We start from the raw sequence: 23,617 nt of genomic DNA, 5'->3' as shown, positions 1-23,617 counted from the left end.
ACGGGCCGCGAGCCCGCTACGACGCGACGGCCCGCCGCGTCCAGGAAGGAGCATGCATGAGCCACGAACCCGCCCGGGTCGTCGTGCTGGGGTCCACCGGCTCCATCGGGACCCAGGCCCTGGAGGTCGTCACCCGCCTGGGTGCCGCGGGGCCGGCGCCCCGGGTCGCGGGGCTGGCGGCCGGGGGCGCCCGTCTGGCCGAGCTGGCCGAGCAGGCCGTGACCTTCGCGGTGCCGCGCCTCGCTGTCTCCGCCCGCGAGGCGGGCCTGGGCGCGCGCGTGCGCACGGCCCTGTCCGCGACGGCCGACCGCCTGGGCCGGCCCGACCCGGTCACCGAGATCCTCACCGGCCCCGATGCCCCGGTCGAGCTCGTCGCCCGGGCGGGGCTGGGGCCCCACGACACCGTCCTGAACGGGATCACCGGCTCGGTCGGCCTGCGCCCGACCCTGGCCGCGCTGGAGAGCGGCGCGCGCCTGGCCCTGGCCAACAAGGAGTCCCTCGTCGTGGGCGGCGCCCTGGTCAGGAGTGCCGCGCGCCGGCCCGGGCAGGTCGTCCCGGTGGACTCCGAGCACTCCGCCATCGCCCAGGCCCTGGCCTCCGGCCGCCACGAGAGGGGGCTGACCAGCCCCGTGGTCACCGGGCGCAGCGAGGTCCGCCGCCTGGTGCTCACCGCCTCCGGCGGCCCCTTCCGCGGCCGCCCGCGCGCCGACCTCGCCGGCGTCACCGCCGGGCAGGCCCTGGCGCACCCCACCTGGGCGATGGGGCCCGTCGTCACCGTCAACTCCTCCACCCTGGTCAACAAGGGCCTGGAGCTCATTGAGGCCCACCTCCTGTTCGACGTCGCCCCCGCCGACATCGCCGTCGTCGTCCACCCGCAGTCCGTCGTCCACTCCATGGTCGAGTTCATCGACGGCGCCACCATCGCCCAGGCCTCGCCGCCCGACATGCGCCTGCCCATCGCCCTGGGTCTGACCTGGCCGGCGCGCCCCGACCTGTCCGGGCTGGTGGCCCCCAACCGGTGGGACGAGCCGATCGCCTGGACCTTCGAGCCTCTGGACGCCGGGACCTTCCCCGCCGTCGACCTGGCCCGCAGCGCGGTGGCGGCCTCCGCGACCCACCCGGCCGTCCTCAACGCCGCCAACGAGCAGGCCGTGGACGCCTTCCTGGCCGACCGGCTGAGATGGACCGACATTGTCCGGATCGACGCCGCCGTCGTGGAGGAGCACGACGGCGCCCCCGGCGCCCCCCCGGGCCTGGAGGACGTCCTGGCCGCCGAGACCTGGGCGCGCCGGCGCGCCGACGAGCTCATCGCCCTCCGCTCGGACCGCTGAGGCGCTTGCGCCGAGCCGCCGCCCGACACCCACCGACCTCGCCCGTACCTCACACACCAGGAGCCGCCCGTGAGCCAGACCCTCGCCTACATCCTCGGCATTATCGTCCTCATCGCGGGGGTCGCCGTGTCGGTCGCCCTCCACGAGCTGGGGCACATGATCCCCGCCAAACGATTCGGCGTGAAGGTGCCCGAGTACTTCATCGGCTTCGGGCCGCGCGTGTGGTCCATCCGCCGCGGCGAGACCGAGTACGGCGTCAAGGCGATCTGGCTGGGCGGCTACGTCAGGCTGCTGGGCATGCTGCCCCCGGCCCGCCCCGGCCACCCGGACAGGCCCGGCTCCATGGTGGCCGACGCCCGCCAGGAGTCCCTCGAGGAGCTGGGCCCCGACGAGCAGCACCGGGCCTTCTACCGGCTGAGCGTGCCGCGCAAGCTCGTGGTGATGGCGGGCGGCATCCTGACCAACCTGGCCCTGGGGGTCGTCTGCCTCGTGCTGGCCCTGGGCGCGGTCGGGCAGTACACCTACACCTCCACGGTCTCCTCGGTGGCGCCCTGCGTCCCGGCCAGTATCGACGCCGACGCCTCCGGCGGCCCCGAGTGCGCCACGGACGCCGCCTCGCCCGCGGTGGCCGCGGGCCTGGAGGCGGGCGACGAGATCGTCTCCTGGAACGGCGCCCCCACCCCCGCCTGGGAGGACGTCCAGAGGGCCATCCGCTCCGGCGGCACCGGGCCGGCAGACGTCGTCGTGCGCCGGGACGGGGCCACGGTGACCCTGAGCGTGACCCCCGTCGAGGTCGAGCGCACCGTCACCGCCTCCGACGGGAGCACCTCCACCGAGCTGCGGCCCTACGTCGGCATCGGTCCGGCACTGGGCATGGTGCGGGTGCCGCTCAGCCGGGTCCCCGGGGCGGTCGCCCTCGCGGTGGGGCAGACCCTCAAGGCGATCTTCACCCTGCCGGTCGGCCTCTACCACTCCGTGGCCGCTGGCCTGGGGGCGGAGCAGCGCAGCGCCGACGGCCTGGTCTCCCTGGTGGGCGTGGGCCGGATCGCGGGCGAGGTCTCCAGCGCGGGCGTGGGCACCGGCGAGGTCCCCTTCTCGGCGCGCCTGTCCTCCATGCTGAGCCTGCTGGGCTCGCTGAACCTCGCCCTGTTCGCCTTCAACCTGGTGCCGCTGCTGCCCCTGGACGGCGGGCACGTCGCGGGCGCCTGCTGGGAGGGCCTCAGGCGCGCCTGGGCGCGCCGGCGCGGGCGCCCCGACCCCGGCCCGGTGGACACCGCCCGCATGCTGCCGGTGGGGCAGGTCGTGCTGGTCGCCCTCATCATGATGGCGCTGGTGCTCATCTGGGTCGATATCGTCGCGCCGTTCTGAGTCCCGCCGCCGCGGCCGCAGCCCCCTTCGTCGAGATCGGTTCACTTCCGCGCCGAGATCGGTCGAGTTCCGCGTCGAGATCGGTCCGGGGCGCCCGCCGGCCGCCGTCGCCGCCCGCCTCGGCACAGGATGACGAGGGCGCTGAGGCGGCGCCCACTGCCGCGGGACCCGTGCCACAGGGGCCCTCCACGTGTGGCTGACGGACTGTCATCGGGTCCATACTTGAGCGCGTGACTGACGCCATCGCCCTTGGTATCCCCACCGTCCGCGAGGAGAGACCCGTCCTGGCGCCTCGCAGGCCCACCCGCAAGATCAGGGTGGGGGATCTCCACGTGGGGGGGGACGCCCCCATCACGGTCCAGTCGATGACCACGACCAAGACCCACGACATCGGCGCGACCCTCCAGCAGATCGCCGAGCTGACGGCCTCCGGCTGCGACATCGTGCGCGTGGCCTGCCCCACCGACAAGGACGCCGACGCGCTGCCCGTCATCGCCAAGCAGTCCCGCATCCCCGTGATCGCGGACATCCACTTCAAGCCCAAGTACGTCTTCGCCGCCATCGAGGCTGGCTGCGGCGCCGTGCGCGTCAACCCGGGCAACATCCGCAAGTTCGACGACCAGGTCGCCGAGATCTGCAGGGCCGCCTCCGACCACGGCGTCTCCCTGCGCATCGGCGTCAACGCGGGCTCCCTGGACCGGCGCCTGCTCAAGAAGTACGGCAGGGCCACGCCGGAGGCCCTCGTGGAGTCCGCGACCTGGGAGGCGAGCCTGTTCGAGGAGTGCGGCTTCCACGACTTCAAGATCTCCGTCAAGCACCACGACGTGGTCACCATGGTCCAGGCCTACCAGCTGCTCTCGGAGAAGGGCGACTGGCCCCTGCACCTGGGGGTGACCGAGGCCGGCCCCGCCTTCCAGGGCACCATCAAGTCCTGCGCGGCCTTCGGCACCCTGCTCGCCCAGGGCATCGGCGACACCATACGCGTCTCCCTGTCCGCCCCGCCGGTGGAGGAGGTCAAGGTCGGCACCAAGCTGCTGGAGTTCATGGGGCTGCGCGAGCGCAGGCTCGAGATCGTCTCGTGCCCCTCGTGCGGGCGCGCCCAGGTGGATGTGTGGACGCTCGCCGAGGAGGTCGAGAGCGGGCTCAAGCAGATCACCGCCCCCCTGCGGGTGGCCGTCATGGGCTGCGTGGTCAACGGCCCCGGCGAGGCCCGCGAGGCCGATCTCGGCTGCGCATCCGGCAACGGCAAGGGGCAGATCTTCGTGCGCGGCAAGGTCGTCGAGACCGTCCCGGAGAGCCGGGTCGTCGAGACCCTCCTCGAGCACGCCCAGACAATGGCCGACCAGATGCGCGCCGAGCTCGGCGAGGCCGCCCTGGCGGGGACGTCGCCCAGCGTCGTCACCAGTGCCTGATGCCGCTACTGGGGCCCGCCGGCCCGCTGCGATGCCACCGTGAGCTTCTTCGGCCACCGCCTGAGCGCCATCGGCCCGCACCAGCGTGACGGGCTGCTGCGTCTGTGCGCCCTCGACCCCGTCGGAGCCGTGGCCCTGGCCCACCAGCTGTGCCGGTGGGACCGGTGGGGCAACGGCGACGTCGTGGTCCTGGGGCGCCCGGGCCGGCCTGCGGCCGGGGCGTGGGCGACCGGCTCGCTCATGCCCTTCGGCCTGGCGGCGCGCCCCGGACTCGGGCACGACGGCGTCGGGTCGGCCGGGGCCCGCGCCGTGGCCGACCATGCGCGGCTGCGCCTGGTCCGCCACGGCTCGCTGACGGGGCCGGCCCAGGACGTCGAGGCGGTCTGGGGGCCGCTGGCGGCCGACGGCCTGCACGCCCGCGAGGAGCGGTGGATACAGCCGCTGCTCGTGGCGCCGACGCCCGCCGGCGGCCTGGCCGAGGCGGTCCTCGGGCGCCGTCCCGCCCTGCGGTGGGCGGTCGAGGGCCTGCACGCCGCGAGCTCGACCGAGACGGACCTGGTGCTGCCCGCGTCGGTGGCCATGTTCTCCGGCGAGCTCGGCTACGACCCGACGGCGGCGGGCGGATCCTACGCGCGGCACGTGGCCTGGCTGGTGGCCACCGGACGCAGCTACGTGCTCCTCGACGACGGCGAGGGGCGGCCCGCACGGCCGGGAGGACCGGCGCTGGTGGCCTTCAAGACCGACGTCGGCGCGGTGTGGGACGCCCCCACGGGCACGGTCGTCCAACTGACCGGGGTGTGGACCCGCGATGACCTGCGCGGCCGGGGCATCGCCACAGCGGCGCTGGCCGCCGCCGTCGATGCCGTGCGTCGGGACCACATGCGCGCCGAGGGCGTGGTGAGCCTGTACGTCAACGACTTCAACGCCGCCGCCCTGCGCCTGTACGGTCGGCTGGGCTTCGAGCGGACCGGGACCTTCGCGACCATCCTGCTCTAGCACTGCCGATCGCGGCGCAAGGGGCGGGGGCGGTCCGGGCGCCGCCCCGGGCTCACTGCCCGGCGGCCTCGAGCACGGCCCGCAGCGCACGGGTGTACTCCTCGAAGGCCGCGCGCCCCCTGGAGGTGAGTGCGAGGTAGGTGGCAGGGGTGCGCCCCGCGAAGGCCTTGGACTGGGACACGTACCCGGCCTGCTCCAGCCTGCTCAGGTGGGTGGACAGGTTCCCGGCCGTCATGCCGAGCATCTCGCGCAGTCGGGGGAAGACCATCTCGTCGCCCCGGGGAAGGCCCGCCAGGGTCGCCATAATGCGGAGCCTGGCCTGGGCGTGGATGACCGGGTCGAGCGGGGCGTCGGTGCTCATCGCGCCGCCCTCCCCGCGGCCCGGGTGCGGAGCGCGTCAACGGCCGCCGCGACGAGCGCGCCGCCCCCGCCCGCCAGGGACATGATCGCCCACAGGCCGGTCCCGCCGACGAGGGTGGCCGCGGTGGTGACCGCGAGGAGCCAGCCGCCGACCCACGCCATGACGGGCTCGTCCCAGATGGCGGCGCAGACCACGAAGAGGGTGCCGGTGATGAGGCAGGGCACGGCGTTGCCCAGGATCATGCCCGCCTCCGCCGCCTCCGGCGTCCCCAGGGAGGCGAGGAAGGCCCCGGTCCGGCCCATGACGACCAGGCCGAGGACGAATCCCCCCGCCCAGGCGATGGCGTAGCGGACGCCGGCCCGGTTGGAGGCGCCGCGCACCCCGCGCGCACGGCGGACGATATAGGTGCAGGTGTAGGCGCCGGCTGCGGCGAGGCAGCCGAAGTAGACCACCCACACGGGCGTCGGCATGGTGTAGTCGGGGCGGATGCTGAGCCACCCGGCGCCGTAGCCGATGAGCCAGGCCAGGCCCCAGGCGGCCAGCAGAGGGGAGGAGCGGATGAGGACGCGCCGCCGGAGGGCGGCCTGCTGCTCGCTGATCGTCTCGAGGGCGGCGCGCGGATCGAGGGGGGTGCCGGCGCTCATAGAAGTTCCTCCATAACCAAAGTGGTTTGTGCTACAAACTCGCGGGCTCATTCTATGCCGGCCGGCCCCGTCCGCAAACCCGGGGAGCCCTCCGCCTGCGCAGCCGCCGACCTTGAGGACAAGGCGCGTTGCCCGCAAACCCGGGGAGCCCTCCCCGCCGCCCCGGGCCCTGCCGCAGCCGGCCGCGTGCCAGCATAGGGGCATGGAGTCGCTCGTCATCCGCCACGATCTGCGGAAGATCTGGACGGCGGCCGTCGGCCTGGTCCTGCTTTCCGCCCTTGAGAGCGCGTTCCTCTGGCTCGTCCACGACCTCTCGAACCCGGTCTCGGCGGTGCTCACTCTGGTTCTCGGCATCCTGTGGGCGGCTCTGCTCCTTCTCGCAGCTGCCAACGTTCTTGCGGCGGTGCGCCTGGGTGGCGCTCCCGCCCTGGTGGTGGACGACCGCGGTGTCACCGACCGTACGACTCTCGGCTCCGTGGGCCTCATCCCCTGGGAACAGACCCTCGCCTTCCTCCCGTTGCGGATGAGGGTCAAGAGCTCCGTGCACGACTACGTCTTCATCCTCTTCGCCGACTCCATGCGGCCGTGGGGCCGGTGCCCGACCCCTCGACCGGGCAGCACGCCCTGACGGAGATGGAGAGGGGCGGCGTGCCCGAGGCGCTGGACGGCCTGCACGTGGAGTACCTCCGGAGATCCAGGGAGGCGGGGCTACTGCCCCTCCCGGCGACCAGGCCCCCGCGGGCGCGGACCCGGACGGGGAGTGCTGAGGCGCTCGACGACGTCGCGGCGCGCCGCCACGCCTTCGGGCGTCGGCGGGGCCATGGCGAACAGCATATAGTGCGTGCAAGGGGACTCGCATAGCATCACCGACCGTGCGTGATGTACCCGAAGCCGGCTCCGAGGGCACGGAGCGTCAGAATGTTGAGGTCTGGAATGACCTCGTCTCGCCCAAGGACCTTGTGGTCTGCTTGCTGGTGGCGGTGGCATGCGCCGTCGCAGCGGTCATGATTTCCTCGAGAGTCGGCGGGCAAACACTTTTCTGGGGGCTGGGGGCGTCCGTCGTCGGATTCATTGTGAACTGCTTCCTGGTGGCTCCCAAGCGCGAGGTCGATATCGTCGATGAGGCCGGCAGGAAGGACTGCGCCGCCTCCGGTGAGGGCGGTGCCGAGTGACTCCCGAGCTTATTCTCATGATGCTGACGGCGGTGCTCGGCGCCGTCGTCCTGTACACCTTCATCGGCTTCATCCCGGGCACCGACGAGACGAGCGTGCTCGCTCCCGTCACCCTGGCCCTGGTGCTGGCCGGCGCCCCGCCGCAGGTGGTGCTCGCCTTCTTCGTCTCGGCGGTCGTCACGCTCAACCTCATGAACGGCATACCCACGGCGCTGGTCGGGCTGCCCGGCGGGGTGATGTCGGCCCCGCTGATGGATCACTCCGTGCTCCTGCGCGGAAAGGGCCTGGCCTCGGACACGATCCGCAAGATGGCGGTCGGCTCGACCATCGGCACCGCGATCTCCATCCCCCTGAGCTTCGCCCTGGCGGGGCTGCTCGCACGCTTCGCCGAGCCGATCAAGGCCCATACCCCCGTGATCCTGGCGGCCTGCGCGGTGCTCCTGGCGCTGCTCGGGAAGAACCGGGTCCTCGCACTGGTGTCGATCATCCCGCTGGCTCTCATGTTCGAGGCCCTGCCCGCGCTCTACCGCATGACCCACATCATTACCGATGACAAGAAGGTGAGCATCTCCTTCTTCCTGGGGATCACGGTGGGCCCCATGCTCGTCACTCTCCTGGAGCTGCTCAACCCCGGGCGCCGTGCGGCTCTGCCTCACGGAGGACGCACGAGGACTGCGCTCCTGCGCTCCGGGTTCGAGTCCCACAGGCTGATGCCGGGCCGCCTGATCACCCGGTCCGAGGGATGGTGGAGCGCCGCCATGGCGGCGCTCTCCACGCCCCTGTTCATGCTCAGCCCCGTGGGCCTGACATTCCTGCTGGGGGAGGCCACGGCGTCGCGCCAGAAGGAGGACCGGGTGCGCCGCTCCCAGCGCGCCGTCACCGTCATGAGCGCGCTGACGCACTCGACCTACCTGGCCGGCGTCATCATCCCGCTGGTCGCGCTGGGCTTCCCCGTCTCGGGCGTGTCCGCCGGGCCCGCGATGCCGCTGTTCGAGGCGCCACCCGTTTACGACCTGGATAACCACAACAACCTGCACTACCAGCTGCAGATGCCCGGCTTCATCGCGGCCGTCGCCCTGGGCGCGCTGGTCTCCGTTGCGATCACCTACATCATCGCCGTGCGCTGGTCCTCGCAGATCACCTACTTCGTCGTGCGGCGCATCCCGCACGAGGCGGTGCTGGCGCTCTTCGTGGCCTTCGTCCTGCTGCTGGCCTACATCGACGCCGGCGTCCCGAATATCTTCGGCGTGCTGCTCATCGGCGTGGTGTGCGGGGCGCTCAACCGCCTCGGGGTCAACTACGGCGTGCAGTTCATGACGCTGTACGCCGCACCCGGCATCGTCAAGGCGCTGGCGACGCTGGCCGCCCCGGCCTGAGCCGCAGCCGGATCGGTCCGTGCGCCATCCTCTTGCTACGCTCCTTTTCCCCTTACTACGCTCCTCGTGCTCGTACGGTAAGAGGCAGAACGGCGTAGTAGGCGATATGCAGCTGGTTGTCCGCCTACCGCTCCGAGCGGCGGGAGAGAGCCTCCAGCTCCACGCCGAGCAGGCGCGCCTTCTCCGCCGTGTCTCCTGTGACCAGCACGTCGGTGCGGCGCAGCTGCTCGACGTCGGGTGCGCCCAGCAGGGTCATGAGGGTGCGCACGTGGTCGGTCCACGTCCTCAGCTCGCGCCGCAGCCCGCTCGTGCCGTGGTCGACCAGGGTGCGCAGGAAGTGTCCCGAGATGCCGACGGCGCGGGCCCCCAGGGCGAGCGCTCGCACGACGTCGAGCGGGTGGCGCACGCCCCCGGAGGCCAGTACCGGCAGCCCGACGGGCTCTCGGCCGTCCAGACGGCCGCTCAGTGACTCCAGGAGGCACAGCACCGCCGACTGCCCCCAGCCGGTCAGGTAGGAGTACTCCCGGCCAGCACGCCGCTCGTTCTCGATCGTGATGAAGTCGGTGCCCCCGGCCCCGGCCACGTCGACGGCGGCGACGCCGGTGCGCGCGAGGGTCGCGATCGTGCACCGTGAGAGCCCGAAGCCGACCTCCTTGACGATCACCGGTACGGGCACGGCAGCGGTGATGGAGGCGATGCGCTCGTCCCAGTCCCGGAAGTCCCGGTCGCCCTCGGGCATGACCAGCTCCTGGGCGGCATTCACGTGCACCTGCAGGGCGTTGGCTCCGATCATCTCCACGGCCCGCAGCGCCAGGTCCGGGGACACCGTGGGGCCCACGTTCGCCAGTACGAAGGCGTCCGGCGCCTCGCGGCGGATGACCTTAAAGCCGTCGGCGCGCTCGGGCTCCCGAAGGGCGATGTGCTGGGAGCCGCAGGCGATCGCGACGCCCGCGTCGGCGGCAGCGCGCGCCAGGTCCGTGTTGATCGCCGCAGTGGCGCTCGTGCCCCCGGTCATCGCGTTGATGTAAAAGGGGACCGGCCAGCGTGCGCCGCACACGCTCGTGCTGATGTCGGTCGAGTCGGCGGACGTTCCAGGCAGGCCGTGGTGCATGAAAGAGACGTCGTCGAAGGCGTTGGGCCGGTCCGTGCCATGAAGGCGCACGGCCAGGTCCAGGTGCTCGTCCTTGCGCGAGGCGCGAGCTTGCTCCTCGGCGGGCCCTGCGGCGCTCATGCCCGTGCTGCTCATGAGTCGTCTCCGCTGTGGGAGTGGACGCGCAAGTCCAGAGGCTGGATACCCGCCGACTCCCAGGCCGCGTGCATGGCGGCCACATCGGTCCCGGGCGGGCACAGCGCGATGCCGCAGTCCCCGCCGCCGGCACCCGAGCTCTTGGCCACTGCTCCGTGCTCCTGGGCGATCTCCACCAGGCGGCGCAGCTGCGAGGTCTCGATGGTGATCCCGCTGGTGCGGCTCAGACCCGACAGGAGACGGCGCCCCTCCTGGATCCGGAGCCTGGTCTCCTGGGCGTCGTCCTCTCGGAGCGCCAGGGTCAGGGCGCTCAGGCAGGCCTCGCTCTCCCGGAGGAACGCGGTGTAGGCGGCGTCCTGCGCCCCGCGCGTGTGGGCCTGGACGTCGGCCACCAGCCGCGGGGTGGAGGCGGGGCTGCCGGTCCATCCCACGCTCAGGCGCAGGCCTGGGGCGGGCAGGCGCCGGATGCTGAGCAGCGGCCAGTCCATCCGCACCAGCTCGCTCAGCCCCGCTGACCCCCCTGGGCTATTGCCCATGCCCGGGGCCCCGCTCACCTGGTGCAGCCACGCGCGGTCGGGGGAGGTGTAGGCGACCCATCCGGTGAAGGAACTGGCCGCGATATCGCCCCCGGAGCCGATGGGCTGGACGGCATCCGTGGCCAGCAGCGCCAGCTTGTAGACGGCCATGTCATCCAGGACCAGGCCGTAGAACCTGGCCACGGCGCGCACCGTGGCGACGGTGACCGCCGAGGAGGAGCCCAGGCCGAGCTTGCGCCCGCTGCCGTCGTCGAGCTCGCTGGAGACGTCCAGGTCGAAGTAGCGCAGCGGGCCCCCGGCCTCGCGCACCATCTGCTCCACCATGCGGATCGCGGAGACCACGTAGTCGTCGAACTGCTTGTCGACCATCACCACCCCGTCCTCGGGGCGCCGGTACCAGGTCAGGGACTGCGCCTCGTACAGGGTGGAGCTGATATGACCGGTGGGGTCGGCGGAGCCGCCATCCTCGGCCTCCGCGATCCGCACCGTGATGAAGCGGTCGACGGCCACCAGCACCGCCTGGTGCCCGGGCTCGACGACGGCGTACTCTCCGGCGATATACAGCTTCCCGGGGGCGCTCTGCGAGATCATCGGGAGGCCTCCTCGAATCGCACACCGGCGCCGGGGCGCCTGACCGACACCGCTGCGCCGGGGACGCTCTCGCGCAGCGCGGTCGCGACCTGCTCGGCGCTGCTGCCCCGGGTCAGGACCTTCACGTTCGGGCCGGCATCAATGGTGGCCCAGGCGGGCAGGCCGTCCTGGCGCATCGCGCGGATCGTGTGCAGCACCTCGACCGTCCGCGGCAGCCAGTACATGATCGCGGGGCGCGCGGCCATCATCGAGGCGTGCATGCCCAGGGCGTTGGCCTCGGCCACCTCGCCCAGGCGCGCAAGGTCCCCTGAGCGAACCGCCTCCAGGGCGGCGCGCAGGTCCTCGCGGCTCGCCTCCACCCAGGCGGGGTAGAGCGGCGAGGCGGCCATGGTCCGGCGCATGGCCTGCGTGCTGGAGATCGTCTTGCGTCCGTCGGAGAGCACGACGACGACCATGGCCGGGTCCAGGCCGCTCCCAGCGGTCTCCTCGGCGGCGCCCTCGATGGCGCCCTTGATGGGCTCGGCGTAGGAGGCGGCGTCGTCACCCCCGGCGTTCCACAGCACCAGCCCGCCGAACACGGAGCGCGCCGCCGAGCCAGAGCCGCGTCGGGCGAGCCGGGACAGGGCGCGGCCGTCCAGGTCCATCCCAGCTGCCCGCGAGGCCGCCGCGGCCAGCGCCGCGAAGCCGGCCGCGGAGCTGGCCAGGCCGGCCGCCAACGGCACCGTGCTGGTGGAGTCCACGCTCGCCCGCTGCGCGATGCCGGAGCGCTCGCGCACGAGGTCGAGGAAGCGGGTCACCCGGGCCAGCACCGTCCCGTTGGGGGCGGAGCCGTTGATCCTCACCGCGTCAGCGTCGCCCGAGCCTCCGTCGAAGGAGACCGTGGTGGTGGTCCAGGTGTCATCGAGGGTCAGGGACAGGCTTGAGGTGGTGGGGATCATCAGCGACTCGTCCGCCTTGCCCCAGTACTTGATGAGCGCGATGTTCGTGTTCGCGCTCGCCGTCGCGGTGGATGCTGCGGGCCTCGATGGCATTGCCGGGGATTGCGGGGACGTCACTGACTCACCTCACTGGTGCGCATCTGATAGATCCATGCGGCCGGCGCTCCCGCACTCTCCAAGGCGCCGCGGATGCGGCCTGCCGCCTCCTCGCCGTCGGCGAGCGCGATCACGCACCCGCCGAGCCCGCCGCCGGTGAGCTTGGCGCCGAGGGCCCCGGCGTCGCGGGCGGCTGCCGTGAGCCGGTCCAGGACCGGCAGGCTCAGCTCCAGCTGCGCCAGCACCTCATGGGCACGGTTCATCGCCGATCCCAGGGCCTGCGCGTCGCCGCCGTCCAGCGCCGCGATGCCGACCTGCGCGAGCCTGCCGAGAGCGGCGATGAGCGGGCCGACGCCGTCGGGATCCTCCTCGTAGCGCTCGCGCAGGCCTCCGACGGCCTCGCGGGTGCTGCCGTGGACGCCGGAGTCGGCGATGACGAGGCAAGCGTCCTGGATGCGCTGGGTGAGCGGCTGCATCTGGCCGCCCTGGAAGCGGATGGGGCAGGGGGAGCTGGTGGCCGCGGCATCCAGCCCGGAGGGCCTGCCATGGGCGACCTGCTCGGCCATCTGAGTCAGGGCGAACAGCTCATCCGTGGAGGCCGCACGCCCGCAGGCGTCCAGGACGGCGCGGATGACGGCGCCCGCAGCAGCGGCCGACGACCCCATCCCGCGCTCATGGGGGAAGTCGCTTCTGGTGGTCACCTCAAAGGGCTGCTCCAGGCAGCCCGAGAGCTCGCGGGCCGCCTCGAAGGCGCGCACGACGCAGGCGAAGCCCGGCCCGCTGGCGTCCATGGGACCGGAGTAGTCCAGGCCGCGCAGCATCGAGGGCCCGGTCACCGGTGCGGCGGTTGCCCGCATCTGAAGGTCGTGCAGCGGCATGGCCACGGCGGGGTGCCCGTAGACGACGGAGTGCTCACCCAGGAGGATGGCCTTTGCCCAGGTGCGGCCGTGGCCCTCGTGGGTGGGGGAGTGCCTGTCCATACGCTTCCTTGGTTGCGGCCCAGTGGGCTGTGATGATCCGGGTCAGGTTAAATGGCTCGCTTCCGGCTCTGCAATCAGGCGTCGGTCACCTGTCGCCCGGTGCTGCGGCAGGGATGTACCAGCAGGGCGCGATGAGTCCAATACGAGCCCGACGACGGACGGGACCCGGTTCAGGGGGGGCGTCAGCCGGTCTGCCGCAGCTACTGCGAGCTGCGCCCGGTTCCTGACCTGGAACTTCTCCGGCAGTGTCGAGACATGGGTCTTGACCGTGGCCGCCCCGATCCCCAGGCGGTCCGCGATCTCGCTGTTGACCAGGCCCTGCGCCGCCAGGATCGCCACCTCGCGCTCACGCACGGTCGTGATCCGGGTGCCTGGCGTGATGGCGCCTTCATGGCGGTGGCCGCTATTCACTGCCCAGCAGCAACGGGGTCTGAGATGCGCAGGCACGAGGCGGAAAGATTTCTGTGGGCAAGCCTCGACGAGGCCGCGCCGGCGATGGGTTGTTCCATCATCCGGAATGACTGCTCGCCTGTGCCCTCATCCGGGTAGCGCTGCGACTAGGGGCTGTAGTAGGCTTTCCGCAACGGCGGCGGCTCTCTTCCCCCGGTCCGTTTCTGTGGATTGTGGCAATACAGTACCGCCAGGGCGCTCCTGATGACCGGCATGGAGATACGATATGGGGATCGACGAGGAGCCTGTTCCTGATGGAGGGCATGATGGGGTTCCAGTGCGCTATCCCGGGGGCTATCGCTCGGATCGGTATTATCCGAGCGACGAGAAGAACTACCTCGGGAACTGGGCGCTGGGCCTGGGGGTGGTTAGCCTCCTGTGCTGCGGGATGATCTTCGGGATTATCGCCATCGTCCTGGGGCTTCAGGCCCAGGCGGCTGCTGACCAGGGGCTTGCCAAGAATCGGGGCATGGGTACGGCAGGAATTATCTGCGGGGTGATCGGTTTCGTCGGCGCGCTCATCGTGGTGCTGGCGCAGGTGCAGATGTAAGGGTGTTATTCATGATGGGTTGTTCGTGTCGTTAGCAGGAGCATCGGCCGTCTCGTGAGAGAATTGGATTATCACACTCGATTCTCAGGCTGAGGCAGCCCAGGCGGTGGCCCAGGGCGGCCTGTTGCTGAATAAGCCTCATGGGTTGCTCGCTTCTCGCGTTTCCGCGGGCCGGCACTGGTTGACGCCGGGCCGTTGCCGAGCCCGCGCGGCCCGAATCGGGGGCTCGTCCTGAAGCAGAGGTTCCGTGCCTCAGGCGGGTGGCGGGAGTCCCGCATCGGGCGCACGACCCCTGCGCCCGACCGAAGCTCCTGCATCTGGCCGAAATCCCTGCCCCTCCGGCCTTCGCCGTGAGGCGCCCTGGGTGCGGTCGGCGGCAGGCCATGAATGACCAGCCCTCCCCATCCCTACTTCCCGGGATGTCCCGACCCGATCAGATCGACGACGTCGGGGAACCGGGCTGCCAGGGCCCGGTCGAAGGTGACCAGGCGGCCGCCGTGATGGCGGGCCAGGGAGGCGAGATAGGAATTGGTGACCTGCCGGTGCCCGCGCACCGTGCTCAGGTCGGAGTCCGCATAGGGAAGGTCATCGGGCCAGAACCGCCATCGGGCGATCTCGTGCACCCGGCGCAGCGTGCGCTGCACCTGAGCGGCGGAGTGCCCGATCCGCACCGCGTACCGGGTGAGAGCACCCTCCACCGCCGGATCCGAGGCGATCAGGTCCGCGTCCTCCAGCCCGTCCATCCAGGACTCCGCCGCACTGTGGTGCTGGTGGTCGGGGACGAGCAGAGCGATGAGGACAGTGGCGTCGACGAGATGGATGCTCATTCGCTCTCCGCGAGGAAGTCATTGATCTCCTCGGCGGTGACGGGCCGTCCCGCACGCAGCTGGGGAAGACCGGTGACGGGGCTCGTGCCGATCTCCTCCTCGGCCCCGGACTGCTCGAGTCCTAGGGCGGTCAGCTCGCTGATCATGGCCGACAGCGATACTCCGTGCGCTGCGGCGGCCCGGGAGATCCGGTGGTGGAGCGCCGGAGGAAGATCAACCGTGGTGCGCATGATGCTAGATTAGCGCATCAACATATGATGCACCAGTTTCGCATCGCGTCCGCGCCGGACCATGGCCCAGTGACGGCTGGGGCCACGCGGTGCGGCCCGACCACGGGCCCGGCCGCCGCGCACGCGGCTGTCAGGCGCATGCGCAGCACGTACCATGTGCCCGTGCTGCACCGACTCTCCACCTCCTTCATCCGGACGCTGCGCGAGGACCCGGCCGACGCCGAGGTCGCCGGCCACAGGCTCCTCGTGCGCGCCTGCTACATACGCCGCGCCGCCCCCGGCATCTACACCTGGCTGCCGCTGGGCCTGCGCACCCTGCGCAAGATCGAGGGGATCGTGCGCGAGGAGATGGACGCCATCGGCGCCCAGGAGGTCCACTTCCCCGCGCTGCTGTCCGCCGACCCCTACAAGGCGAGTGGGCGCTGGCAGCAGTACGGCCCCACCCTGTTCACCCTGACCGACCGCAGGGACAACGACTACCTCCTGGCGCCCACCCACGAGGAGATGTTCACCCTCCTGGTCAAGGACATGTACTCCTCCTACAAGGACCTGCCCGCGGTCATCTACCAGATCCAGACCAAGTACCGCGACGAGGCCCGCCCGCGCGCCGGCCTCATCCGCGGCCGCGAGTTCGTCATGAAGGACTCCTACTCCTTCGACATGGACGACGCCGGGCTGGAGGCCTCCTACCGCCTGCACCGCGACGCCTACGAGCGGATCTTCGCCCGCCTGGGCCTGGACTACGTCCCGGTCAACGCCATGGCCGGCGCCATGGGCGGGTCCCACTCCGAGGAGTTCCTCCACCCCTGCGAGATCGGCGAGGACACCTTCGTGCGCTCCGCCGGCGGCTACGCCGCCAACGCCGAGGCCGTCGTCACCCTCGCCCCCGAGCCCGTGGACGCGAGCGCCGAGCCGCCCGCCCGCGTGGTCGACACCCCCGACACCCCCACCATCGAGACCCTCGTGGCGCTGTGCAACGAGCGCTACCCCCGCCCCGACGGCCGGGCGTGGACCGCCGCCGATGCGCTCAAGAACGTCGTGGTCGCCCTGACCCATCCGGACGGCTCCAAGGAGCTGCTCGTCGTGGGCCTGCCCGGGGACCGCGAGGTCGACATGAGGCGGCTCGAGGCCGCCGTCGCCCCCGCCGAGGTCGACATGGCCGCCGAGGAGGACTTCGCCGGCCACCCCGAGCTCGTGCGCGGCTACATCGGCCCCACCGCCATCGGCCCCAACTCGCCCCTTCGGCGCATCGAGACCGATGAGGACGGCGTCGAGCGCCTCACCGGTTCTGTGCGCTACCTGCTCGACCCCCGCGTCGTGGACGGCACCAGCTGGGTCACCGGCGCCAACGAGCCCAGGAAGCACGTCCTCCACCTGGTCAAGGGCCGCGACTTCAGCGCCGACGGCACCATCGAGGCCGCCGAGATCCGCGCCGGCGACCCGGCCCCCGACGGCTCGGGCCCCCTGGAGCTGGCCCGAGGCATTGAGATCGGCCACATCTTCGCCCTGGGCCGGAAGTACTCCGAGGCGCTGGGGCTGAGCGTCCTGGATGAGAACGGCAAGGCGCGCGTGGTCACCATGGGCTCCTACGGCATCGGGGTCAGCCGGGTCATGGCCGCCCTGGCCGAGGCCAACCACGACGAGCGGGGGCTCGCCTGGCCCATACGGGTCGCCCCCTACCACGTCCAGGTCCTGGCCACCGGCAAGGACGACGCCATCTTCGACACCGCCGCCGCCCTGGGGGAGGAGCTCGACGCCGCAGGCATCGAGGTCCTCTACGACGACCGCCGCAGGGTCTCCGCGGGCGTGAAGTTCGCCGACTCCGAGCTGCTGGGCGTGCCCTACACCGTCGTCGTCGGGCGCGACCTGGCCAGGCAGGGCACGGTCGAGGTCCGCGACCGCCGCAGCGGCGAGAGGCGCAGCGTGCCCGCCGCCGAGGCCGCCGGCGAGATCGCCGCCGTCGTGCGCGAGGCCCTCGCCCGCCCCTGAGCCGGAGCCGTGCGGCGGCCCCGCTCCGGTCCCGCCGCCCTGGCATACTGCGGCTGTGCGACTGCTTCTCGCGGCGACGGCCGTCGCCGCCGCCCTCCTCGCGGCGGACCGGCTCTGCCTGTGGATGGAGGGCCGCGGCTGGATCTACTGGCGCCACCGCAGGCCCGACCCCCGCGGCGCCGTCCTGGGCGCCGTCGAGGACGTCTTCAACCCCGCCCACGTGCACACGGTCGCCCAGCGCCAGAGCGAGGAGCTCCTCATCGACGTCGCTCCCGACGCCGGGCCGGCCGAGCCGGGGGCCGAGCGGTACCGCCGCCATGACCGCTGAGCGCCCGCTCACCCCCTGGCGCCTGGACGTCCCGCTGCGCGGCTACCAGGCCGACCTCCTGGCTCGCGTGACCCCCGACGACGGCGCCGCCCTCCACCTGGTCGCCCCGCCCGGCGCCGGCAAGACCGTGCTCGGCCTGGTCCTGGCAGTCCGCAACGGGCGCCGCGCCCTGGTCCTGGCGCCCACCACCGTCATCCGCGCCCAGTGGGCCGAGCAGGCCGCCCGGTTCCTGCGCACCCCCGACGGCGGCGCGCCCGCCGTCGCCGACCGCGCCCCCGAGGCGGGGGAGGAGCCCGCGGACCTGACCGTCCTGACCTACCAGGCCCTGTCGGTGGTCGACGCCGCCGGCCCCTGGGAGGCGGCCGCCCGGGAGCGGTGGCTGGACGACCTCATGCGCGACGGGCGCACTCCGGCCCTGGCCGGCGCCTGGCTCGACGCCCTCGCCGCGGACAACCCCGCCGCCTACGCGCGCGGCCTGCGCTCGCGCGCCGCCGCCGTCCGCGCCCGCGTTGACGAGCTCGACGACGACGCCGTCGCCGCGCTGCTGGCCTCCGGGGCGCGCGAGCGCCTGGACGCGCTCATCGCCGCAGGCGTGGCCACGATCGTCCTGGACGAGTGCCACCACCTGCGCGCCCACTGGGCCGTCGTCGTCCACTACCTGCGTCGCCGTCTCGCAGCCGCGGGCGCCGCGCCCACCCTCATCGGCCTGACGGCCACCGAGCCCAGCAGCGAGGACCGCTCCTGGCGGCGCTACCACGCCCTGCTGGGCGAGGTCGATGCCGAGGTGCCCGTGCCCGCCGTCGTACGATCCGGGCACCTGGCCCCCTACCGGCCCCTGGCCTGGTTCACCCTGCCCACGCCCGAGGAGACCTCCTTCCTGACCACCGCCGGGGCCGAACTGCGCCACCGTACCGCCCAGTACCTCCTCGCGCCCGATGGTATCGACTACCTCCTCGGAGTCGTCGCCCCGGGCCTGGGGGCTGACGCGCTCGCGCCCGATGACCCGGCCGAAGGCGCCGGACGCCCCGGGAGGCCGCTCGCCCCCGACGACCCGCTCTTGATGCGCGCCCTGGCCGCGGGCTTCGAGGCCGACCCGGCGCTCGCCGCGTCGGCCGGGGCCCTCCTGCGCCGCACGCGCGACTACACCCCCACCCCCCTCAGCGTGCTCCTCGCCCCGCTCCTGCCCGAGCTCGACACCCTCGATACCGCCGAGGAGCTGAGGCTGCTGGCCCGCTACGCCCTGGACCGCCTCCTGCCCGATCCCGCCCGCCGCGACGAGTGGGACGACATGCGCCAGACCCTGCGCGGCTTCGGGCTGCACCTGACCGACTCCGGGATCCGCACCGGCCGTTCGCCCCTCGACGTCATCACCGCCGCCTCCCGGGCCAAGGACGCCGCCGTCATCGACATCCTGCGCCACGAGCTGGACGCGCTGGGGGAGCGGCTGCGCGCCGTGGTCGTCACCGACGCCGCCGAGCACTCCGCCCCCCACCGGGCCCTCGACGTCCTGGTGGGCGCCGGCGGTTCCGATGGTGCAGACGGCCCCGGCGCGGCGGGCGGAGCCGTGCGCTGCTTCAGCGCGATCCTGACCGATACGGCTCTGCGCGGCCTGCACCCCGTCCTGCTCACCGCCTCCCACCTGCGCCTGGCCCACGGCGACGAGGAGCTCCTGGAACGCCTGCGCGCCCGCACCGGCCTGGAGCTGCCCGACCACGACGACGGCTGGTCCCTGACCGTGGACGGCAGCGCAGCGCGCAGCGCCGACCTCGTGCTCGCGGTGGGCGGGCTCGTCGCCTCCGGCGCCGTGCGCCTCGTCGTCGGTACCCGCGGCCTGCTGGGGGAGGGGTGGGACTGCCCCGCCGTCAACACCCTGGTGGACCTGACCACCGTCACCACCGCCGCGGCCGTCCAGCAGCTGCGCGGACGCACCATCCGCCTGGATACGGCCTGGCCCGGCAAGGTCGCCCACAACTGGTCCGTCGCCTGCCTGATGCCGGCCGGCTCCCGGCTGCGCTCCACCACCGACCTCGACCGCCTGCGCCGCAAGGCCGACCGCATCTGGGCGGTCGCCCTGCCCGAGCCCCAGCAGGCGGCCGGGGAGCCCGAGCGGGCGGCGCCGGTGATCGAGACCGGCCTGGCCGGCGTCCTGACCCCGTCCCAGCGCCGCGCCCTGGACCGCCTCGCCGCTGGCGCCGCGCCCGACGAGGTCGCCGCCCTCAACACCGCGACCCTGGCCGGGCTCGGCGACCGGCAGGCGGAGCGGCGCCGCTGGGCACTCGGCGCGCCGAGCAGTCCGACACCCGGGACGCCGAGCAGGACGGGGCGCGCCCTGGAGGTCGTCCACATCCGTGCCCGCGCCGGCCTGCTGCGCCGCGGCACCCCCACGGTCTTCTGGACCGGCGCCGCGAGGGCGGTCCTGACCGCTCTGGGCGCGCGCGACGGGGCGCCCGCGGGGGCGGGCGGCTTGCTCGTCCTGACCGGGAACGAGCGGATGGGCGCCGGCAGCGGCCCCGCTGCGAGCACCGCGGACGACGTGGTCCTCGGCCTGGACGGCGTCGACGGCGCGGCGAGCGCCCGCTTCGCCGACGCCCTGGCCGAGCTGCTGGCCCCGCCGCGGCGCCGGCCCCGATTCGTGCTGGAGGCCGCGCCCCTGACGCTCGCCCGGTCCGGACGGCCCGACCGCCTGGGGCCCGTGCGGCGGGCGCTCGGGCGCCTGGCCGCCCGTGGCGCCTGGGGCGCGGGGCGCAGCCTGCACCTTCCCGTGCCCACGGCGCTGGCGGCCTCGCGGGCCGCCATGAGGTTCTTCGCGGAGGCCTGGAGACGTCACGTCAGCCCCTGCCGGGTGCGCCTGGTGCGCGACGGCGGCGATGCCGAGGCGCTCCTGGCCGGCCGCGGCGCAGGCGCGCACCGACGCGTCACCGTGCGACGCGCCCGCCGCTGGATCGAGACCCCCGGCGACCCGGCCGAACCGCCCGGCCCAGCAGGTCCGGCGGGCCCGCCCGGCCGGGGCGGCCGGGCCGGTCAGGACGAGGCGTAGCCGGGCAGGGACTCTTCGACCGTCGTGCCCCACGCCTGCGCCCGGCGGGCCGCGTTGGCAGCCGCGTTGATGGCCCCGGCGGTCGCCTCGCCGCCCTCGGCCTCCACGCCGGCGACCTCCGCCTCCATGACGGTCCTCCAGGCCTGGCGCGCCCAGGTCACGTCGAGCGAGGCGTCGTCGGCCGCCTGCGTCGGGGGCGCGTAGGCGGACAGGCGCGTGTCCTGCCCCCCCAGCATCAGCGAGGCCGAGACGACGCCGCCGGCGTAGGCCGCGTCCGCGGTCGCGTGGGTGCGCTGGTCGTCGGCCGAGCGCGCCGCCACCTCCTGGAGCGCGTAGCGCGCGCCGTCGTAGGCCTGCAGCACCGGTCCCGGCACGGGCGCGCTCGCCGAGGCGGAGCGCCCGGGGGTCTCGACCGCCCCGGAGTCGAGCGAGATCGCCCCCAGCAGCCACGCGACGGCCAAAGAGGCGTACAGGTGCGCGGCGGCGGTCTCGGAGGCCTGGGAGGCGGCTGTCGACGCCTGGGTGGCGCCCTCGGTCAGCATGGTCACCAGCTCTCCCGCGGTGGCGGTGGACGGCGCCGTGGGAACCGGCGAGGCCGTCGGGTAGCCGGAGGGGGCGGCGCTCGCCCACGGCTGCCACACGCCGCCGAGGGCGTCGAGTTGGGTGCGCGCTGCGTCGGCCAGACGCTGGGCGGTGTCGGCGCCGGACGCGCCGGAGCCGGCGACCACGTCGGCAGTCGAGGCGATCAAGGAGGCCCGTCGCGCCAGCGCGTCGCGAGTCGCCTCGGCCGGCGACGGCGTGGGCAGCGAGTCGGGCGCGCCGGAGCCCAGGCGGATCTCGCAGCCGGCGACCAGCGCCAGTGCCGCCGCCGCGGCGCCCGCTCCGCCGCGCAGCACCCACCGCCGGGACAGGGGCCGGCCGGCATCCATGCGGGCCGGCCCGGGGCCTGGGAAGGGCAAGGTCGATCGCATCACGCAGTGATCCTTCCATGGACAGGTAGCATGAGGCTCATTAACCATAGTTCACCGAGAGTCCCGCAGAGGCCCGATCGGCCTCGTGGGAGAAGCACGACCGGGAGGATCCGCCCATGGCCGACGCGCTCGCACGCAGCCTCACCGAGCTGCTCACCCCCGTCGTCGAGGACGCCGGGGCGTTCCTGGAGGGCGTCGAGACGACCCGGGCCGGCAGGTACTCCACCGTACGAGTCCTGGTCGATCTTCCCGACGGCCCCGGGGACCTGGACCTCGACGCGCTGACCACGGTCTCCCGGGCCGTGTCGGCCGCCGTCGATGAGGCGGACCCGGTCAGGGGCCAGTACACCCTGGAGGTCTCGACTCCCGGTGCAGAACGCGAGCTGAGCACCCCACGCCACTTCCGCCGCGCGGTGGGGCGCGACGTCGAGCTGATGGTTAAGGACGACGGCGTGGACGCCGTCCTCACCGGAACCGTCACCGCGGCTGATGAGGACTCCGTCACCCTTCAGGCCGACGGGCGCGAGCGCGTCCTGGCGCTCGACGACGTTCGGCAGGCGCGTATGGTCGTCATCTTCTGACCCACGAACCATCGGCCCGGTCCCGACCGCGGCCACGGGCGCTCCGCCCGACACACCGCACGAGAGAGGACCCGAGGAACCATGGACATCAACATGCCGGAGCTGCGAGGCGCCGCCGACGAGCTCGGCATCGACCTGGACTCCCTTCTGCCCGCCATCGAGGACGCCATCCTGGGCGCCTACGCCAAGGTCCCCGGCGCGATCCGCGGCGCCCATGTCGAGATCGACAGGCGCACCGGCCACATGACCGTCCTGGCTCCCGAGGTCGACGAGGAGGACCAGCCCACCGGCGAGTACTTCGACGACACCCCCGACGACTTCGGGCGCATCGCCCAGGCCACGGCCCGCTCCGTCATCGTCCAGCGCATCCAGGACCGGCGCGACTTCGAGGTGCTGGGCACCTTCAAGGACAAGTCCGGCGAGCTCATCTCCGGGGTGGTCGAGCAGGGGCGCGATCCCCGTGTCGTCTACGTGCGGCTGGACGAGGAGCACGAGGGGATCATGCCTCCCCACGAGCAGGTGCCCGGGGAGAGGTACCGGCACGGCGACCGCATCCGCGCCTACGTCACCGAGGTCTCCCGCGGCTCCAAGGGCGCCCAGATCATTCTCTCGCGCACCCACCCCGGCCTGGTGCGCAAGCTCTTCGAGCGCGAGGTCCCCGAGCTCGCCTCCGGCGACGTCGAGATCGTCTCGGTCGCCCGGGAGGCGGGGCACCGCTCCAAGATGGCGGTGCGCTCGCGGGCGCGCGGCGTGGGCGCCAAGGGCGCCTGCATCGGGCCGATGGGCCAGCGGGTGCGCGCCGTCATGGCCGAGCTGGGCGGGGAGAAGATCGACATCGTGGACTACTCCGAGGACCCGGCGCGCTTCGTCGCCAACGCCCTGTCCCCGGCGCGGGTGGCCTCGGTGACGGTGCTCGACGCCGAGGAGCGCACGGCGCGCGCCGTCGTCCCCGACTTCCAGCTCTCCCTGGCCATCGGCAAGGAGGGGCAGAACGCCCGCCTGGCGGCCCGCCTGACCGGGTGGAAGATCGACATCCACGCCGACGCCGAGTCGGGCGAGGTCACTCCCGGTCACGGCTCGCGCGCGGACGACGTGACTGGTCCCTCAGCGCCGGACGCCCAGGACTGAGGCCGCGGGGCGGCCGACGACGGTACACTCTGGGCGGGTCTGTCCGCGGGCCGCCCGTCTCCCTGCGAGCCGGTGCGCTCCGACGGCGGCACCCGAGCAGAAGACGCGGAAGGACACGGCGAGCCGGTGCCAAGTACGATACACGTGCCCGAGCGCAGTTGTATCGGCTGCAGGGGGAAGGCCCCCCGGGCGCAGCTCCTGCGCCTGGTCGGGGGCGCTGGCGGTCGGCTGCTGGTCGACGCCCGGGCGGTCATGCCCGGACGCGGCGCGTGGATCCACCCCGACTCCGCGTGCCTCGTTCTCGCAGAGCGCAAGCGCGCCTTCGGGCGCGCTCTGCGGACCAGTGGGTCACCCGATGTGGCCCCCGTGCGCGACTGGATCGCCTCCCACGAGGCGGACCGGGCCGTGCACGACGCACCGGTTCCTCGCGGAACCGGCCGGACCGATAGCAAAGGCGGGTAGGAAGCCGATGGGCACCC

At 73.1% G+C, this 23,617-nt stretch carries 24 protein-coding genes; 14 read left to right on the top strand and 10 right to left on the bottom strand.

Annotation, left to right across the window (positions count from 1 at the left end):
- Positions 1–56: 56 nt before the first annotated feature.
- The 4 genes from dxr to O145_RS05590 all read left to right on the top strand — a co-directional run bounded on the left by dxr (position 57) and on the right by O145_RS05590 (position 5,107).
- Positions 57–1,331: a 1-deoxy-D-xylulose-5-phosphate reductoisomerase gene (gene dxr / locus O145_RS05605; protein ID WP_043560837.1), complete on the top strand. Its 1,275-nt coding sequence runs from the start codon at positions 57–59 to the stop codon at positions 1,329–1,331.
- A 69-nt stretch (positions 1,332–1,400) separates the two neighbouring features.
- Positions 1,401–2,699: a M50 family metallopeptidase gene (locus O145_RS05600; RefSeq protein WP_043560836.1), complete on the top strand. Its 1,299-nt coding sequence runs from the start codon at positions 1,401–1,403 to the stop codon at positions 2,697–2,699.
- Positions 2,700–2,929: 230 nt separating this feature from the next.
- Positions 2,930–4,111 carry a flavodoxin-dependent (E)-4-hydroxy-3-methylbut-2-enyl-diphosphate synthase gene (gene ispG / locus O145_RS05595; protein ID WP_043560834.1) on the top strand — a complete coding sequence of 394 codons (1,182 nt, stop codon included), beginning with the start codon at positions 2,930–2,932 and terminating at the stop codon, positions 4,109–4,111.
- 39 nt (positions 4,112–4,150) lie between these two features.
- On the top strand, positions 4,151–5,107 hold the full coding sequence (locus O145_RS05590) for a GNAT family N-acetyltransferase (protein ID WP_043560833.1): 957 nt from the start codon (positions 4,151–4,153) through the stop codon (positions 5,105–5,107).
- Between the two features lie 52 nt (positions 5,108–5,159).
- On the opposite strand, the gene O145_RS05585 is transcribed toward O145_RS05590, so the two are convergent.
- Positions 5,160–5,468, bottom strand: a complete 309-nt coding sequence (locus tag O145_RS05585; RefSeq protein WP_043560831.1) for a transcriptional regulator — start codon at positions 5,466–5,468, stop codon at positions 5,160–5,162.
- Positions 5,465–6,112 carry a hypothetical protein gene (locus O145_RS05580; RefSeq protein WP_043560829.1) on the bottom strand — a complete coding sequence of 216 codons (648 nt, stop codon included), beginning with the start codon at positions 6,110–6,112 and terminating at the stop codon, positions 5,465–5,467. The genes O145_RS05585 and O145_RS05580 overlap by 4 nt, the downstream gene beginning before the upstream one ends.
- A 202-nt stretch (positions 6,113–6,314) precedes the next feature.
- Between O145_RS05580 and O145_RS05575 the strand changes: the two genes are divergently transcribed.
- From O145_RS05575 to O145_RS05560, 3 genes are all read left to right on the top strand, one after another.
- The gene (locus tag O145_RS05575; RefSeq protein ID WP_043560827.1) at positions 6,315–6,740 is read left to right on the top strand and encodes a hypothetical protein; all 426 of its coding nucleotides are present in this window, start codon (positions 6,315–6,317) and stop codon (positions 6,738–6,740) included.
- Positions 6,741–6,984: 244 nt separating this feature from the next.
- Positions 6,985–7,284 carry a hypothetical protein gene (locus O145_RS05565; RefSeq protein ID WP_043560817.1) on the top strand — a complete coding sequence of 100 codons (300 nt, stop codon included), beginning with the start codon at positions 6,985–6,987 and terminating at the stop codon, positions 7,282–7,284.
- On the top strand, positions 7,281–8,660 hold the full coding sequence (locus O145_RS05560) for a tripartite tricarboxylate transporter permease (RefSeq protein WP_043560816.1): 1,380 nt from the start codon (positions 7,281–7,283) through the stop codon (positions 8,658–8,660). Before O145_RS05565 ends, O145_RS05560 begins: the two co-directional genes overlap by 4 nt.
- A 124-nt stretch (positions 8,661–8,784) precedes the next feature.
- Here O145_RS05560 and fni read toward each other — a convergent pair whose 3' ends face one another.
- Genes fni through O145_RS05535 form a run of 5 tightly spaced genes read right to left on the bottom strand, consistent with a single transcriptional unit; the run spans position 8,785 to position 13,401 of the window.
- Positions 8,785–9,906, bottom strand: coding sequence for a type 2 isopentenyl-diphosphate Delta-isomerase (fni, locus tag O145_RS05555; protein WP_229118374.1), 1,122 nt, complete (start codon positions 9,904–9,906; stop codon positions 8,785–8,787).
- Positions 9,903–11,033 carry a phosphomevalonate kinase gene (locus O145_RS05550; RefSeq protein ID WP_043560814.1) on the bottom strand — a complete coding sequence of 377 codons (1,131 nt, stop codon included), beginning with the start codon at positions 11,031–11,033 and terminating at the stop codon, positions 9,903–9,905. Before O145_RS05550 ends, fni begins: the two co-directional genes overlap by 4 nt.
- Entirely contained in the window at positions 11,030–12,064 is a 1,035-nt protein-coding gene (gene mvaD / locus O145_RS05545; RefSeq protein ID WP_043560811.1) for a diphosphomevalonate decarboxylase, read from the bottom strand. Before mvaD ends, O145_RS05550 begins: the two co-directional genes overlap by 4 nt.
- A 20-nt stretch (positions 12,065–12,084) precedes the next feature.
- Positions 12,085–13,047: a mevalonate kinase gene (mvk, locus tag O145_RS05540; RefSeq protein WP_043560808.1), complete on the bottom strand. Its 963-nt coding sequence runs from the start codon at positions 13,045–13,047 to the stop codon at positions 12,085–12,087.
- Positions 13,048–13,089: 42 nt separating this feature from the next.
- Complete coding sequence (locus O145_RS05535) at positions 13,090–13,401, bottom strand: response regulator transcription factor (protein WP_043560805.1); 312 nt, start codon at positions 13,399–13,401, stop codon at positions 13,090–13,092.
- Positions 13,402–13,723: 322 nt separating this feature from the next.
- Between O145_RS05535 and O145_RS05530 the strand changes: the two genes are divergently transcribed.
- Positions 13,724–14,047 carry a DUF4190 domain-containing protein gene (locus tag O145_RS05530; protein ID WP_043560804.1) on the top strand — a complete coding sequence of 108 codons (324 nt, stop codon included), beginning with the start codon at positions 13,724–13,726 and terminating at the stop codon, positions 14,045–14,047.
- Between the two features lie 407 nt (positions 14,048–14,454).
- Here the strand turns inward: O145_RS05530 and O145_RS05525 are convergent, their stop codons facing one another.
- Together O145_RS05525 and O145_RS05520 are read right to left on the bottom strand one after the other, a co-directional pair.
- Positions 14,455–14,874 (bottom strand): PIN domain-containing protein, encoded by a 420-nt coding sequence (locus O145_RS05525; protein ID WP_043560801.1) that lies wholly within the window; start codon positions 14,872–14,874, stop codon positions 14,455–14,457.
- Positions 14,871–15,104, bottom strand: coding sequence for a toxin-antitoxin system HicB family antitoxin (locus tag O145_RS05520; RefSeq protein WP_043560793.1), 234 nt, complete (start codon positions 15,102–15,104; stop codon positions 14,871–14,873). Before O145_RS05520 ends, O145_RS05525 begins: the two co-directional genes overlap by 4 nt.
- Before the next feature lie 162 nt (positions 15,105–15,266).
- Here O145_RS05520 and O145_RS05515 point away from each other — a divergent pair, with 162 nt between their 5' ends.
- The 3 genes from O145_RS05515 to O145_RS05505 are packed head-to-tail and all read left to right on the top strand — an operon-like array spanning position 15,267 to position 20,458.
- Positions 15,267–17,093: a proline--tRNA ligase gene (locus O145_RS05515; protein WP_043560909.1), complete on the top strand. Its 1,827-nt coding sequence runs from the start codon at positions 15,267–15,269 to the stop codon at positions 17,091–17,093.
- A gap of 55 nt (positions 17,094–17,148) precedes the next feature.
- Positions 17,149–17,421 carry a hypothetical protein gene (locus O145_RS05510; protein WP_043560790.1) on the top strand — a complete coding sequence of 91 codons (273 nt, stop codon included), beginning with the start codon at positions 17,149–17,151 and terminating at the stop codon, positions 17,419–17,421.
- The gene (locus O145_RS05505) at positions 17,411–20,458 is read left to right on the top strand and encodes a DEAD/DEAH box helicase family protein (protein ID WP_084682399.1); all 3,048 of its coding nucleotides are present in this window, start codon (positions 17,411–17,413) and stop codon (positions 20,456–20,458) included. The genes O145_RS05510 and O145_RS05505 overlap by 11 nt, the downstream gene beginning before the upstream one ends.
- On the opposite strand, the gene O145_RS05500 is transcribed toward O145_RS05505, so the two are convergent.
- Complete coding sequence (locus tag O145_RS05500) at positions 20,443–21,429, bottom strand: hypothetical protein (protein WP_229118383.1); 987 nt, start codon at positions 21,427–21,429, stop codon at positions 20,443–20,445. The genes O145_RS05505 and O145_RS05500 overlap by 16 nt on opposite strands.
- 116 nt (positions 21,430–21,545) lie before the next feature.
- Between O145_RS05500 and O145_RS05495 the strand changes: the two genes are divergently transcribed.
- From O145_RS05495 to O145_RS05485, 3 genes are all read left to right on the top strand, one after another.
- Positions 21,546–22,010 (top strand): ribosome maturation factor RimP, encoded by a 465-nt coding sequence (locus O145_RS05495; RefSeq protein ID WP_043560786.1) that lies wholly within the window; start codon positions 21,546–21,548, stop codon positions 22,008–22,010.
- Between the two features lie 81 nt (positions 22,011–22,091).
- Complete coding sequence (nusA, locus tag O145_RS05490) at positions 22,092–23,138, top strand: transcription termination factor NusA (RefSeq protein WP_043560778.1); 1,047 nt, start codon at positions 22,092–22,094, stop codon at positions 23,136–23,138.
- A gap of 126 nt (positions 23,139–23,264) precedes the next feature.
- Entirely contained in the window at positions 23,265–23,600 is a 336-nt protein-coding gene (locus O145_RS05485) for a YlxR family protein (RefSeq protein WP_043560771.1), read from the top strand.
- Positions 23,601–23,617 lie beyond the last annotated feature (17 nt).

The sequence above is a fragment of the Actinomyces israelii DSM 43320 genome (assembly GCF_000711965.1).
GTDB lineage: Bacteria > Actinomycetota > Actinomycetes > Actinomycetales > Actinomycetaceae > Actinomyces > Actinomyces israelii.
The sequence above is the reverse complement of the archived record's forward strand: the minus strand, read 5'-3'. Positions and strand labels throughout refer to the sequence as shown.

Bases quoted from the DNA above. Each gene is read 5' to 3' on its own strand.
- O145_RS05525 (WP_043560801.1), bottom strand. From the start codon at position 14,874: ATGAGCATCCATCTCGTCGACGCCACTGTCCTCATCGCTCTGCTCGTC.
- O145_RS05495 (WP_043560786.1), top strand. From the start codon at position 21,546: ATGGCCGACGCGCTCGCACGCAGCCTCACCGAGCTGCTCACCCCCGTC.
- mvk (WP_043560808.1), bottom strand. From the start codon at position 13,047: ATGGACAGGCACTCCCCCACCCACGAGGGCCACGGCCGCACCTGGGCA.
- O145_RS05580 (WP_043560829.1), bottom strand. From the start codon at position 6,112: ATGAGCGCCGGCACCCCCCTCGATCCGCGCGCCGCCCTCGAGACGATC.
- fni (WP_229118374.1), bottom strand. From the start codon at position 9,906: ATGAGCAGCACGGGCATGAGCGCCGCAGGGCCCGCCGAGGAGCAAGCT.
- O145_RS05520 (WP_043560793.1), bottom strand. From the start codon at position 15,104: ATGCGCACCACGGTTGATCTTCCTCCGGCGCTCCACCACCGGATCTCC.
- O145_RS05530 (WP_043560804.1), top strand. From the start codon at position 13,724: ATGGGGATCGACGAGGAGCCTGTTCCTGATGGAGGGCATGATGGGGTT.
- dxr (WP_043560837.1), top strand. From the start codon at position 57: ATGAGCCACGAACCCGCCCGGGTCGTCGTGCTGGGGTCCACCGGCTCC.
- O145_RS05585 (WP_043560831.1), bottom strand. From the start codon at position 5,468: ATGAGCACCGACGCCCCGCTCGACCCGGTCATCCACGCCCAGGCCAGG.
- nusA (WP_043560778.1), top strand. From the start codon at position 22,092: ATGGACATCAACATGCCGGAGCTGCGAGGCGCCGCCGACGAGCTCGGC.
- O145_RS05500 (WP_229118383.1), bottom strand. From the start codon at position 21,429: ATGCGATCGACCTTGCCCTTCCCAGGCCCCGGGCCGGCCCGCATGGAT.
- O145_RS05550 (WP_043560814.1), bottom strand. From the start codon at position 11,033: ATGATCTCGCAGAGCGCCCCCGGGAAGCTGTATATCGCCGGAGAGTAC.
- O145_RS05575 (WP_043560827.1), top strand. From the start codon at position 6,315: ATGGAGTCGCTCGTCATCCGCCACGATCTGCGGAAGATCTGGACGGCG.
- O145_RS05505 (WP_084682399.1), top strand. From the start codon at position 17,411: ATGACCGCTGAGCGCCCGCTCACCCCCTGGCGCCTGGACGTCCCGCTG.
- mvaD (WP_043560811.1), bottom strand. From the start codon at position 12,064: ATGCCATCGAGGCCCGCAGCATCCACCGCGACGGCGAGCGCGAACACG.